The 11705-nt window shown below is 70.5% G+C and carries 14 protein-coding genes; 9 read left to right on the top strand and 5 right to left on the bottom strand.

The features are described 5' to 3' along the window. Positions 1-90: 90 nt before the first annotated feature. From HNP73_RS17470 to lpxB, 3 genes are read left to right on the top strand one after another with little or no spacing between them, the layout of a single operon-like run. The gene (locus HNP73_RS17470; protein ID WP_184152805.1) at positions 91-1032 is read left to right on the top strand and encodes an ABC transporter permease; all 942 of its coding nucleotides are present in this window, start codon (positions 91-93) and stop codon (positions 1030-1032) included. Positions 1033-1045: 13 nt separating this feature from the next. Beyond that, positions 1046-1867 (top strand): ABC transporter permease, encoded by an 822-nt coding sequence (locus HNP73_RS17465; protein ID WP_184152802.1) that lies wholly within the window; start codon positions 1046-1048, stop codon positions 1865-1867. Further along, positions 1864-3039, top strand: coding sequence for a lipid-A-disaccharide synthase (gene lpxB / locus HNP73_RS17460; RefSeq protein ID WP_184152798.1), 1176 nt, complete (start codon positions 1864-1866; stop codon positions 3037-3039). Before HNP73_RS17465 ends, lpxB begins: the two co-directional genes overlap by 4 nt. A 2-nt stretch (positions 3040-3041) precedes the next feature. Here lpxB and HNP73_RS17455 read toward each other — a convergent pair whose 3' ends face one another. The 4 genes from HNP73_RS17455 to HNP73_RS17440 are packed head-to-tail and all read right to left on the bottom strand — an operon-like array spanning position 3042 to position 5402. Beyond that, the gene (locus HNP73_RS17455; RefSeq protein WP_184152795.1) at positions 3042-3530 is read right to left on the bottom strand and encodes a MarR family winged helix-turn-helix transcriptional regulator; all 489 of its coding nucleotides are present in this window, start codon (positions 3528-3530) and stop codon (positions 3042-3044) included. Next, positions 3530-4372, bottom strand: a complete 843-nt coding sequence (locus HNP73_RS17450) for a carbon-nitrogen hydrolase family protein (RefSeq protein WP_184152791.1) — start codon at positions 4370-4372, stop codon at positions 3530-3532. The genes HNP73_RS17455 and HNP73_RS17450 overlap by 1 nt, the downstream gene beginning before the upstream one ends. Beyond that, positions 4372-4632: a glutaredoxin 3 gene (gene grxC / locus HNP73_RS17445; protein ID WP_184152787.1), complete on the bottom strand. Its 261-nt coding sequence runs from the start codon at positions 4630-4632 to the stop codon at positions 4372-4374. The genes HNP73_RS17450 and grxC overlap by 1 nt, the downstream gene beginning before the upstream one ends. A gap of 32 nt (positions 4633-4664) precedes the next feature. Then, positions 4665-5402 carry a ComF family protein gene (locus HNP73_RS17440; RefSeq protein ID WP_184152785.1) on the bottom strand — a complete coding sequence of 246 codons (738 nt, stop codon included), beginning with the start codon at positions 5400-5402 and terminating at the stop codon, positions 4665-4667. Positions 5403-5448: 46 nt separating this feature from the next. Here HNP73_RS17440 and HNP73_RS17435 point away from each other — a divergent pair, with 46 nt between their 5' ends. Both HNP73_RS17435 and HNP73_RS17430 read left to right on the top strand, forming a co-directional pair. After that, entirely contained in the window at positions 5449-6282 is an 834-nt protein-coding gene (locus tag HNP73_RS17435; RefSeq protein ID WP_184152780.1) for a methyltransferase domain-containing protein, read from the top strand. Between the two features lie 67 nt (positions 6283-6349). Next, positions 6350-7231, top strand: coding sequence for an EAL domain-containing protein (locus HNP73_RS17430; protein ID WP_184152777.1), 882 nt, complete (start codon positions 6350-6352; stop codon positions 7229-7231). A 51-nt stretch (positions 7232-7282) separates the two neighbouring features. Here the strand turns inward: HNP73_RS17430 and phaR are convergent, their stop codons facing one another. Beyond that, positions 7283-7885 carry a polyhydroxyalkanoate synthesis repressor PhaR gene (gene phaR / locus HNP73_RS17425; protein ID WP_343063363.1) on the bottom strand — a complete coding sequence of 201 codons (603 nt, stop codon included), beginning with the start codon at positions 7883-7885 and terminating at the stop codon, positions 7283-7285. Between the two features lie 118 nt (positions 7886-8003). On the opposite strand from phaR, the gene HNP73_RS17420 reads away from it, so the two are divergent. The 4 genes from HNP73_RS17420 (at position 8004) to phbB (ending at position 11513) form a co-directional block, all read left to right on the top strand. Continuing rightward, the gene (locus tag HNP73_RS17420; protein WP_184152771.1) at positions 8004-8210 is read left to right on the top strand and encodes a hypothetical protein; all 207 of its coding nucleotides are present in this window, start codon (positions 8004-8006) and stop codon (positions 8208-8210) included. Beyond that, the gene (locus HNP73_RS17415) at positions 8207-9451 is read left to right on the top strand and encodes an alpha/beta fold hydrolase (RefSeq protein ID WP_184152768.1); all 1245 of its coding nucleotides are present in this window, start codon (positions 8207-8209) and stop codon (positions 9449-9451) included. The genes HNP73_RS17420 and HNP73_RS17415 overlap by 4 nt, the downstream gene beginning before the upstream one ends. Positions 9452-9543: 92 nt before the next feature. Beyond that, the gene (locus tag HNP73_RS17410; protein ID WP_184152765.1) at positions 9544-10716 is read left to right on the top strand and encodes an acetyl-CoA C-acetyltransferase; all 1173 of its coding nucleotides are present in this window, start codon (positions 9544-9546) and stop codon (positions 10714-10716) included. A 71-nt stretch (positions 10717-10787) separates the two neighbouring features. Then, a complete protein-coding gene (gene phbB, locus HNP73_RS17405) occupies positions 10788-11513 on the top strand; it encodes an acetoacetyl-CoA reductase (protein ID WP_184152762.1) in 726 nt (241 codons plus the stop codon). Positions 11514-11705: the final 192 nt, after the last annotated feature.

Here is an 11705-nt window from a genome sequence, read left to right as displayed (position 1 = left end):
GTCGCGCCACATGCCCTGCCGGGGCCGGCGGTTGCCGGCTTCGGCCCTTCGCGCCCGCAGGTCTGCCCGCAGGTCTGAACGGGTGGCCTGATGCTGCGCTACGTCCTCACCCGCACCGCCTCGCTGGTGGCGAGCCTCGTCGTGGCGAGCCTCGTCATCTTTCTGGTGCTGGAGGTCGTGCCGGGCGATCCCGCCTCCTTCATGCTCGGGATGAACGCGCAGCCCGAGACGGTGGCGGCGCTGCGCAGCGAGCTCGGGCTCGATGCCGGGGCGCTGCAACGCTACGCCACTTGGGTGGGGGGCGTGCTGTCCGGGGATTTCGGCACCTCCTATGCCTATCGCACCCCGGTTTCGGGGATGATCCTCGACCGGGTTCAGGTGTCGCTGCCGCTGGCGCTGCTGTCGCTGGCGCTCTCGACGGCGATCGCGTTTCCGATCGGCCTCTGGGCGGCCGCGCGGCGGGGGACGCCGACCGACACCGGGATCATGGCCGCGACGCAGGTGGGCGTGGCGCTGCCGAACTTCTGGTTCGCCATGCTGCTCGTCCTGCTCTTCGCGGTGCGCCTGCGCTGGTTGCCGGCGGGGGGATTTCCCGGCTGGGCGGATCCGGTGGCCGCCGTGAAGGCGCTGCTGCTGCCGGCGCTGGCGCTGGCGCTGCCCCAGGCGGCGATCCTGTCGCGGGTGATGCGCTCGGCGCTGGTCGACACCATGTCGGAGGACTTCATCCGCACCGCCCGCGCCAAGGGGTTGACCCGGTGGCAGGTGCTGACGCGGCACGCGCTCAGGAATGCGCTCATTCCCGTCCTCACCATCATCGGCCTTCAGTTCTCGTTCCTGCTGGCGGGGGCGATCATCATCGAGAACGTGTTCTTCCTGCCCGGCCTCGGGCGGCTGGTGTTTCAGGCGATCAGCCAGCGCGATCTCATCGTGGTGAAGAGCGTCGTCCTGCTGCTCGTGGTGGCCGTGGTGCTGGTGAACTACGTCGTCGATCTCGCCTATCTCGCGGTCGATCCGCGGCTGAGGCGGCCATGACGGGGGGGCTCTGATGGGGCGCGCTTCCGCCATCGTCGGCGTCGTCCTCGTGACGCTCGTCGCTGCCGCCGCGCTTCTCTCGTTCGTCTGGACGCCCTATGACGTGTCGGCGCTCGACATCGCGGCAAAGCTGCAACCGCCATCGGCGGGGCACTGGCTCGGCACCGATCACTTCGGGCGGGACGTCTTTTCCATGCTGCTGGTGGGGGCGCGGGTGTCGATCGCCGTGGCGCTCGTCGCGGTGGGGATCGGCATGGGGCTCGGCATTCCGCTCGGGCTCGCTGCCGCCGCCCGGCCGGGGACGCTGCTCGACGAGACGATCATGCGCGGCAACGACCTCGTCTTCGCGTTTCCCTCGCTGCTCATCGCCATCATGATCACCGCGATCCTCGGGCCCTCGGCGCTGAACGCGATCCTTGCGATTGGCATCTTCAACATTCCGGTCTTCGCGCGGGTGACGCGCGGGGCGGCGCTGGCACTCTGGCGGCGGGACTTCATCCTGTCGGCGCGGCTCGCGGGGAAGGGCAAGGCGCGGATTTCGGTGGAGCACATCCTGCCGAACCTCGCGAACCTGCTGGTGGTGCAGGCGACGATCCAGTTCTCGCTCGGCATCCTCGCCGAGGCGGGGCTCTCCTACGTCGGCCTCGGGGCGCAGCCGCCGACGCCGTCGTGGGGGCGGATGCTGGCGGAGAGCCAGACCATGATCGCGTTCGCGCCCTGGCTCGCGCTCTTTCCCGGCCTCGCGATCGTGCTGACGGTGCTGGGGCTGAACCTGCTCGGCGACGGGCTCCGGGACATGCTCGATCCGCGGCTGCGGCGGAGGGTGCGCACATGACGCGGCTTTTCATGATCGCGGGCGAGGCGTCGGGCGACCTGCTCGGGGGGGCGCTCCTCGCCGGGCTGAACGAACTCGCCCCCGGCGTCGAGGTCGAGGGGGTGGGGGGCGCCTCGATGGAAGCGCAGGGGCTCGTGAGCCGCTTTCCCATGGACGAACTCAGCGTCATGGGGGTCGCCGAGGTGCTGCCGCGCCTGCCGAACCTGCTGCGCCGGATCTCGGAGACGGCGGACGCGGTGGTTGCGGCCCGGCCCGACGCGCTGGTGACGATCGACAGCCCGGATTTCACCCTGCGGGTGGCGCGCAAGGCGCGCAAGCGGCTGCCGGGGCTGCGGGTCATCCACTACGTCGCCCCCTCGGTCTGGGCGTGGCGTCCGGGGCGGGCGGCGAAGATGGCGGAGGTCGTCAACCACGTGCTCGCCATCCTGCCGTTCGAGCCGCCTTACATGACGGCGGCGGGCATGACCTGCGACTTCGTCGGGCATCCGGTGGCGACCGAGCCGCAGGCGGGCCCGGAGGCGGTGGCTGCCCTGCGCGAGGAGCTGGCGATCGCGCCGGGCCAGCCGGTGCTGGCGCTGCTGCCCGGATCGCGGCGGGGCGAGGTGACGCGGCTCGCCCCGGTCTTTGCCGAGGTGGCGCGCCGGCTCCGGGCGGCGAACCCGGAGCTCGCGGTGATCGCGCCGGCGGCGCGCGGGGTCGTGGGCCTGCTCGACGAGATGCTGAAGGCCGACGCGGCCGGCTGGCCGCATGTGCTCGACCCGCGCGGGTTCGATGCGGCGGGCTGGGAGATGCGCAAGCGGACCGCGTTCGCCGCGGCGGACGTGGCGCTGGCGGCGTCAGGCACGGTCAGCCTCGAGCTTGCGGCGGCGGGGACGCCGGTGGTGATCGGCTACGACACGAACCGGCTGACCGCCTGGCTCGCGAAACGGCTGGTGAAGGTCGATACCGCGACGCTGGTCAATCTGGTGACGGGCACGCGGGCAGTGCCGGAATTCCTGTTCGAGAACTGCACGCCCGGCGAGATCCGTCCTGCCGTCGAGGCACTGCTGGTCGATCCGGCCGCCTCGGCGGCGCAGAAAGCCGCCGGTGATGAGGCGATGCGGCTGCTCGGGCGGGGCGGTGAGCCGCCGGGCCTGCGGGCCGCGCGCTCGGTGCTGGAGCATCTCGGATAGGGTCAGCCCGGCCGGGGGTCGCTCCGGGCGGCGTCCTCGTCCAGCAACTCGCGCAGGCGGCGCAGGATGGGGAGCGCGCTGCGCATCCGGTCGAGTCCGAGGCCTGCCACCACGTCGTCGAACACCGGCTCGATGGCGGCGACCGCCAGATCGCGCGCGGCGCGGCCGGTCGGGCTCAGGGCCACCCACTTCCGCCGGCCGTCCTCCCAGTCCGGGCGGATGTGGACGTATCCGGCGGCGTCGAGGCGGGCGAGCGTGTTGGTCATTGCGCCCTTCGTCACGCGGAAGGCGCGGGCGAGCTGCGCCGGCGTGCGCTCGCCGCCGAGCCGGGCGAAGTGGTTCAGCACCATGAAGTGCGAGAGTTCCATCCCCTTCGGCAGCACCCGGGCGAGGCGGGTGCGGGTCAACGTCTCGACCATGACGATTTCGCTGAAGAGCGCGATGATCACCGGGTCGCGGGGAGACTCCGGGGGATCGTGCCGTGCCGTCATCAGGGCGCGGAGAAGTCGCGGTCGTGGCGCAGCGACGGCACCATCTCGCGGGCCCGGGCGATCTCGTCGCGTTTGATCTCGACGAAGGTGACGCCGGGGCCGTCGTCGCCCGCGTCGGCGATGATCTCGCCCCACGGGCCGACGGCGAGGCTGTGGCCATAGGTGCGCCGCGGCTTGCCGGCGGTGGCGGGATGGGTCCCCGACTGGGCCGGGGCGAGAACATAGGCGCCGCACTCGATCGCGCGCGCCCGCAGGAGCACGTGCCAGTGCGCTTCGCCGGTCGGCACGGTGAAGGCGGCGGGAACGGTCAGAACCTCGGCGCCTGCCTGCGCGAGGCTGCGATAGAGCCGGGGAAAGCGCAGGTCGTAGCAGATGCTGAGCCCGAGCCGGAGGCCGGCGGCCTCGGTCAGGACGGCGCGGTCGCCGGGGCGGAAGGCGGCGCTTTCGCGGTAGCTCTCGCCGTCCTTCAGCGACACGTCGAACATGTGGATCTTGTCGTAGCGCGCCGCGATACCACCATCAGGGCCGATCAGGAACGAGCGGTTGACGAAGCGCTCGTCGTCATCGGCGTCGTCATCGGCCTTGAGCAGCAGCGAGCCGAGGAGGACGGAGGCGCCAAGCTCGGCGGCGACCTCGCGCATCCGGGCGAGCGTGGCGTCTTCGGCCTCCGGGCGCAGGAACTCGCGCTGCCGCTCGCGGCTCGAGGACATCATGTTGGTGCATTCCGGCGTCAGGATGAGCGCGGCACCACCCGCGGCCGCCTCGCGCACCAGCGCTTCTGTCACCTCGAGGTTCGCGCCCGGATCGTCGCCGGAAGTGAGCTGGACGAGTGCGGCGCGCATCAGTCGCCGGCCAGCGCGCGGTCGAGGCTGCCGGCGCTTTCCAGCGCATAGAGATCGTCGCAGCCGCCCACGTGGGCGCCGCCGATGAAGATCTGCGGCACGGTGCGGCGACCCATGGCGCGCTGGGTCATCTCGACGCGGCGCGCGGGGTCGGCGGCGACGTTGATCTCGTCGAACGACACCCCCTTCGAGGTGAGGAGCCGTTTGGCGGCGGCACAATAGCCGCACGTCGGGGTGGTGTAGATGGTGACGGGCTTCATCGGCGTTCGGGCCTTGTCGCAGGGAGGCGCGACTATAGGCCCAGCGACTCGTCGAAGGCAACGCGGGCGAGAACCAGCACGTCAACCGCGGCGGCCCCGCCGGCGCGCAGCACCTCGGTGCAGGCCGAGAGCGTCGCGCCGGTCGTCAGCACGTCGTCGATGAGGAGCACACGCTGGCCCGCGACGCTGCGACGGCGTGCGAGGGCGAAGGCATTGGCCTGGTTTGCGGCGCGCGCCTCGCGGCCGCCTGCCTGCGGCGGGGTGGCGCGGCGGCGCACCAGCAGATCCGGGATGACGGGCCTCTCCGCGAGGCGGCCAATGCGGCGGGCGAGTTCGGATGACTGGTTGTAGCGGCGGCGGAGCAGCCGCCACCAGTGGAGCGGCACGGGCGCGATGACGTCGGCGTCCGCGAGGAGCGGCCGGCCCGCCGCCGCCATCCATGCGGCGAGCGGGCCCGCGGTATCGAGCCGGTCACCGTGCTTCAGCGCCAGCACCATGCGCCGGCCCGCGCCGCCGTAGACGAGGGCGGCGGCGCCGCGGTCCCAGCCGGGCGGGTGGCGAAGGCATCGCTCGCAGGTGTCCTCCGCCCCCGCCTCGCCATGGAGCGGCGCGCCGCAGCGGCGGCAGGTGGTGCCGGTGATGAAATGCGTCTCGCCCCAGCAGGTGGCGCAGAGCCGCCCGGCGCTTTCGGTCGGTGTCGCGCAGGCGAGGCAGCGCGGCGGGAAAACCCCGTCGACGACCGCCTTCGTCATCGTCTCGAGCATGGTCATCCGGCGCGCCGCCCCTTATCTCAGGCGGGCCGAGGAGGTGAGCCAGATGCCGACCCCGCCAGCCCTGTTCGATGCCGACCTCCTCGCCCTGCGCCGGGCGCGAGCCGCCCGGATCGGTGGCGCCGACTTCCTGCAGGAGGCGGTGGCCGACGAGATCGGAGAAAGACTGCAAGAGGTTAACCGCAGCTTTCTCGCACCCGCGATCGTCGGGCCGAAGGCGGGCCTCTGGGCGGAACGCCTCGGGCTCGCGGGCGCGACACTCGTGGCCGACTCGGAGCGGCTCGACCTTGCGCCCGGGGCGCATGATCTCGTGGTGCACGCGCTCGCGCTGCACTGGGCGAACGATCCGGTCGGGCAACTCGTGCAGTGCCGCCGGGCGCTCCGCCCCGACGGGCTGTTGCTCGCGGCGCTGTTCGGCGGTGAGACGCTGAGCGAGCTCAGGCAGGCACTGGCGGCGGCGGAGACCGCGACCCTCGGCGGCCTCAGCCCCCGGGTGGCGCCGATGGGAGAGATCCGCGATCTCGGGGGGCTCCTGCAGCGGGTGGGGTTCGCCATGCCGGTGGCCGACAGCCGGCGGTTCGATGTGAGCTACGGCAGCGCCGTCGCTCTCATGCGCGATCTTCGGGCGATGGGCGAGACCAACGTCATGCGCGAGCGGCTGCGCCGGCCGATGCCGCGGGCGATGCTGGCCCGGACGGAAGAGGCCTACGCGCTCGCGGCGCCCCTGCCGGGCGGGCGCATCGCCGCGACGTTCGAGGTGATCGTACTGACCGGCTGGGCGCCGGCTCCGGGGCAGCCGCAGCCGCTGCGGCCCGGCAGCGCCACGACGCGGCTCGAGGCGGCGCTGCGGGAGGCCGAGGATCCGTCCGGGGAACGGTGAGACGATTCACCGATGCTTAAGGGAGTGAGCGCTACGGTCAGGAGTGCCCGCCCGAAGGAGCCCCGCGATGATCCCGCTTCCCATGATCGATGCATTCAAGCTGGCGGAGCCGATGCACGGACTGGCGGCATCGCGGCTCGAGGCGCGGGCGCGGCTCCGGTTCAAGGTGGCACAGGCGATCGCTCAGGGCCGGATGCTGTTCCATTTCCAGCCGGTGGTGCGGGCGGCGAATCCGCGCTTCCCGGCGTTCTTCGAGATGCTCGCCCGGTTGCAGCTGCCGGACGGGCAGTTGCTGGCGGCGGGGGCTTTCGTTCCGGTGGTCGAGGAGAGCGAGCTTGGCCGTGCCCTCGACCGGGCGGCGCTCCGCGCGGGACTTCGGGCGCTTGCCGCGGCCCCGCGCCTGCGCGTCTCGGTGAATGTCTCGCCGCTCTCCATGGGTGACGAGGCGTGGCTTGGGATGCTGGCCGCGGCGACCCGGCGTGGCGGCGGGGTCTGCGAGCGGCTGATCCTCGAGGTGACCGAGACGGCGGCGCTGCGCGACCCCGAGCAGACCCGCGACTTCATCGAGCACGTGCGCCGCAGCGGCTGCGCCTTCGCGCTCGACGACTTCGGCGCCGGTGCGACCGGGTTCCGGCACTTCCGCGACTTCCGCTTCGACTTCGTGAAGATCGACGGCAGCTTCTGCCGGGGTGTGCATGCGCAGCGGGACGCGCAGGTGCTGGTGGAGTGCCTCGTGGGCATCGCGCGGCATTTCGAGATGGGGACGGTCGCCGAGCGCATCGAGGATGAGGCGGACGCGATCTGGCTGCGCGAGCAGGGGATCGACTGTTTCCAGGGCTGGCTCTATGGCCGGCCGGAGGCGGAACCGATACTGCCGCCACTCCGCGAGGCATCCGCGCAATGCGTCGAGCGGGCTGAGATCGCCGAAACCGCGCGACGCGTGGGGTAAGGTCCGCGCGCCATCGCTCCGGGGCCGGAGCGCGCGCACCGGGGTGGGCTCTCAGCCCTCCTTCACCAGCTTCGCGAGCTGGGCCTGCATCGAGGCAAGCTGTTCCTTCAGCTCCTCGAGCTCGACGTCCTTGCGCGGGTTGCGGCCGGCAGAGGCACCGGCCACGGGCGGCTTCGCGGGCATGCCGCCGGCGAACGGCGCGAACATCTTCAGGGCGTTCTCGAACCATTCCATGTTGGAACGAGCCAGCGCCTCGAAGTTCGCAAGTGCAGGATTGGCGTCGAACGCCTGACGGACCTGTTCGCGCATGGCTTCCTGATTGCGCGAGAAGGTCTCCATCGACGCTTCCAGATAGCCTGGGACGAAGCCCTGCAGCGAGTCGCCATAGAGGCGGATCAACTGGCGCAGGAACGCCGACGGCAGCATCGTCTGCCCCTTGGCTTCTTCCTCGAAGATGATCTGGGCAAGCACACCACGGGTGATGTCCTCGCCAGTCTTTGCATCGTTTACCACGAAATCCTGACCGTCCCGGACCATCTGCGCGAGATGGTCAAGGGTGACGTAGCTCGACTTCGCGGTATTGTAGAGCCGGCGATTGGCATACTTCTTGATGATGATCGGCTCGGCGGCGGCATTTTCGGGCTTCTCGGCCACTCGCATCTCCCCTAGTGAATGTGCCTCTCGCTGATGCAACCTTATCGTCGGCGGGGCTGTACGAACAAGGGCATTCTCGCATCTGCGAAAAACCCGGGGGCGTGTGCGGGAGGACTGCATGGCGACGAACGAGCAGGCCGGAGACGGGCGCGGGGGGGCGGCCGACGATCCTGCCGCCCGGGCGCGGGCATATCTCGACCTCTGGGAGCATCATCTGGTCCACGCCGCGGTGCGGACCCGGATCGGTCCCGCGGCGCCGGAGACGCAAGACGAGGCAGGTGGCGAGGCGGTCGATGCCGCGGCGGGAGGTCCGCCGCTGGCGTGAGGGGAGAAATCGCACCGCACCGGGTGGGCGAACCCAGTCCGCTCATCTTTCACCTCACGGTCGCGCTTTCGGCCTACGGGCAGGCTCTCGCGATGGCCCCGCGCGCCGACAGCCCGGATTTTCCATGGCTGCCAGCCCTCGCCCCGGATCGCGAGACGGTGGCCGGTCTCGACCAGACCGAGATCACGGCCGAAGTCGCCGCGCGGCTTCAGGCGATGATGACCGGGATCGAGACCTGGCAGAGGCACCCCTACCGGCGCAGCCTCGACGAGGCGCCGGCGATCTGGTCCGACGGCTGCACGCGGCTGCGCGACTTCGGAGCGGTTCCCGGGGCGACGCGGCCGGACGGGCCGCCGGTGCTCGTGGTGCCGAGCCTGATCAATCGCCCCTACATCCTCGATCTCCTGAAGGGCCGCTCGCTGCTGCGCTGGCTGGCGGCGCAGGGCTTCCGGCCGCTGCTCGTCGACTGGGGCGAGCCGGGGCCCGAGGAGGTGGGGTTCAGCCTCGACACCTACGGCGAGCGGCGGCTGGTGCCGGCCCTCGCCGCGGCGCGCGCGCTCGCCGGGCGCCCGGTGCCGGTCATCGGCTACTGCATGGGCGGCACGCTCGCGGTCGGGCTGGCCGCGCGGGTGCCCGAGGACGTGGCGGCGCTCGTCACCATCGGTGCGCCATGGAATTTCGCCCGGGGGATCGGCATCGCGGGCGCGCTGCGCACGCTCATCCGCTCGCGTGGGGCGGAGCGCTTCGAGCAGTTGCTCAAGTCGATGGGGGCCGCCTTCGGGCTGGTGCCGGTCACCTTCCTCCAGTCGCTGTTCGCGCTGGTCAATCCGATGCAGGCGGCGATGAAGTTCCAGAAGCTCGCCCGCCTCGATCCGGCGAGTCCGGCGGCGGAACTCTTTGTGGCGCTCGAGGACTGGCTTGCCGACGGGGTGCCGATGCCGGCGGCGGCGGCGAGCGATCTGCTTGTGGGCTGGCAGATCCGCAATCTGACCGGATCGGAGGACTGGCGATTTCTCGGCCAGCGCGTCGTGCCTTCGGAAATCCGCGCGCCGACGCTCGTGGTCTGCGGCGAGAGCGACTCGATCGCGCCGCCCTCGCTGGCGCGACCGCTTGCCTCCGTCCTGCCGCACGCCGCGATTCGGGTGGCACGAACCGGTCACGTCGGGATGATCATCGGCAGCGAGGCGCGGACGGCGGTATGGCGGCCTCTGGGGGATTTTCTGCGCACCTATGGCAGTTGAGCCTGCCCTTGCCATGTGCGAGAGGGTGAAGCGTCAGGGAAGGATTCGCCTGCGCAAGACCAGAATGGCGCCGCGGGCCAGTAGGAGGAAGCATGACGAACGTAGTAATCGCATCCGCTGGCCGTACTGCAGTGGGGAGCTTCAACGGCTCTTTCGCCACGACGCCGGCTCAGGCGCTCGGTGCTGCGGTGATCCAGGGCGTGCTTGAGCGCGCGGGTGTGTCACCGGAAGATGTAACCCAGGCGATCCTCGGTCAGGTCCTGACCGCGGCGCAGGGCCAGAACCCGGCTCGTCAGGCCGCGATCAACGCCGGCCTGCCTCAGTCGAGCACCGCCATCACCATCAACCAGGTCTGCGGCTCCGGCCTCCGTGCCGTCGCCATGGGCGCCCAGCACATCCTGCTCGGTGACGACAAGGTCGTGATCGCGGGCGGCCAGGAGAGCATGTCGCTGTCCACGCACGCGCAGCACCTGCGCGCCGGACAGAAGATGGGCGATCTCGCCTTCATCGACACGATGATCAAGGACGGCCTCTGGGACGCCTTCCACGGCTACCACATGGGCACCACCGCCGAGAACGTGGCGCGTCAGTTCCAGATCACCCGCGAGCAGCAGGACGAGTTCGCGGTTCAGAGCCAGCACAAGGCCGAGGCCGCGCAGAAGGCCGGCAGGTTCAAGGACGAGATCATCCCGTTCACCGTGAAGACCCGCAAGGGCGAGACGGTCGTGGACGCGGACGAGTACATCCGGCACGGCGCGACGATCGAAGCGATGCAGAAGCTGAAGCCGGCTTTCTCGAAGGACGGCACGGTGACGGCGGGCAACGCCTCGGGCCTCAACGACGGCGCGGCGGCAGTGCTCCTCATGACTGAGGAAGAGGCCGCGAAGCGCGGCATCGAGCCGCTCGCCCGGATCGCCTCGTGGGCGACGGTCGGTGTCGATCCGGCGATCATGGGCACCGGGCCGATCCCCGCGTCGCGCAAGGCGCTGGAAAAGGCCGGCTGGAAGGCCTCCGACCTCGATCTCATCGAGGCGAACGAGGCGTTCGCGGCGCAGGCCTGCGCGGTCAACAACGACCTCGGATGGGATACGTCGAAGGTGAACGTGAACGGCGGCGCGATCGCGATCGGCCACCCGATCGGAGCCTCCGGTGCCCGGATCCTCAACACGCTGCTGTTCGAAATGAAGCGGCGCGATGCGAAGAAAGGCCTTGCCACTCTGTGCATCGGCGGCGGTATGGGTGTTGCACTCTGCGTCGAACGTTGAGCTATTGACTGCCGGGGACCTGCGGGCCCCCGGGTCGATTCAGAAAAAATTCACCGTAGGAGGAACGACTTATGGGACGAGTAGCTCTTGTCACCGGCGGCTCGCGCGGAATCGGCGCGGCAATTTCCAAGGCCCTGAAGGATGCGGGTTACACCGTCGCGGCGAACTACGCCGGCAACGACGAGGCGGCGAAGGCCTTCACCGCGGAGACCGGCATCAAGACCTTCAAGTGGTCGGTGGCGGACTATGATGCCTGCGCCGAGGGCATCAAGGCCGTCGAGGCCGACCTCGGTCCGGTCGATGTGCTGGTGAACAACGCGGGCATCACCCGCGACGCGATGTTCCACAAGATGACCCCCCAGCAGTGGAAGGAAGTCATCGACACGAACCTCACCGGCCTCTTCAACATGTCGCACGGCGTGTGGAACGGCATGCGTGAGCGCAAGTTCGGCCGCATCGTCAACATCTCGTCGATCAATGGCCAGAAGGGCCAGGCCGGTCAGGCGAACTACTCGGCGGCGAAGGCCGGCGATCTCGGCTTCACCCGGGCGCTCGCGCAGGAAGGCGCGCGGGCCGGTATCACGGTGAACGCGATCTGCCCGGGCTACATCGGGACGGAGATGGTGCGTGCCATCGACGAGAAGGTGCTGAAGGAGCGCATCCTGCCGCTCATCCCCGTCGGCCGCCTCGGCGAGCCGGAGGAGATTGCGCGCGCGGTGGTGTTCCTGTCGGCCGACGACGCGGGCTTCATCACCGGCTCGACGATCTCGGCGAACGGCGGCCAGTACTTCCTCTGATCACTCTGCCAGCGTTTCGATATCGGGGCCGCCCTTCGGGGCGGCCCTTTTCCGTTCAGGGCAGGTCGGGCCGGACTTGCCACTCATCGCGGCGCTGCGCGACTGGCTGGCGGAGGAGGCGGCGTTTCTGCGCGAGACGGTGCCACGGCCGGCGGCAGCGCAGCGGGAACGCGGGGTCGAGGCAGCCCCGCG

Source organism: Amaricoccus macauensis (assembly GCF_014201905.1).
GTDB lineage: Bacteria > Pseudomonadota > Alphaproteobacteria > Rhodobacterales > Rhodobacteraceae > Amaricoccus > Amaricoccus macauensis.
The sequence above is the reverse complement of the archived record's forward strand: the minus strand, read 5'-3'. Positions and strand labels throughout refer to the sequence as shown.

Bases quoted from the DNA above. Each gene is read 5' to 3' on its own strand.
- HNP73_RS17440 (WP_184152785.1), bottom strand. From the start codon at position 5,402: ATGACCATGCTCGAGACGATGACGAAGGCGGTCGTCGACGGGGTTTTC.
- HNP73_RS17470 (WP_184152805.1), top strand. From the start codon at position 91: ATGCTGCGCTACGTCCTCACCCGCACCGCCTCGCTGGTGGCGAGCCTC.
- lpxB (WP_184152798.1), top strand. From the start codon at position 1,864: ATGACGCGGCTTTTCATGATCGCGGGCGAGGCGTCGGGCGACCTGCTC.
- HNP73_RS17465 (WP_184152802.1), top strand. From the start codon at position 1,046: ATGGGGCGCGCTTCCGCCATCGTCGGCGTCGTCCTCGTGACGCTCGTC.
- HNP73_RS17430 (WP_184152777.1), top strand. From the start codon at position 6,350: ATGATCCCGCTTCCCATGATCGATGCATTCAAGCTGGCGGAGCCGATG.
- HNP73_RS17435 (WP_184152780.1), top strand. From the start codon at position 5,449: ATGCCGACCCCGCCAGCCCTGTTCGATGCCGACCTCCTCGCCCTGCGC.
- HNP73_RS17455 (WP_184152795.1), bottom strand. From the start codon at position 3,530: ATGACGGCACGGCACGATCCCCCGGAGTCTCCCCGCGACCCGGTGATC.
- phbB (WP_184152762.1), top strand. From the start codon at position 10,788: ATGGGACGAGTAGCTCTTGTCACCGGCGGCTCGCGCGGAATCGGCGCG.
- HNP73_RS17420 (WP_184152771.1), top strand. From the start codon at position 8,004: ATGGCGACGAACGAGCAGGCCGGAGACGGGCGCGGGGGGGCGGCCGAC.
- HNP73_RS17450 (WP_184152791.1), bottom strand. From the start codon at position 4,372: ATGCGCGCCGCACTCGTCCAGCTCACTTCCGGCGACGATCCGGGCGCG.
- HNP73_RS17410 (WP_184152765.1), top strand. From the start codon at position 9,544: ATGACGAACGTAGTAATCGCATCCGCTGGCCGTACTGCAGTGGGGAGC.
- grxC (WP_184152787.1), bottom strand. From the start codon at position 4,632: ATGAAGCCCGTCACCATCTACACCACCCCGACGTGCGGCTATTGTGCC.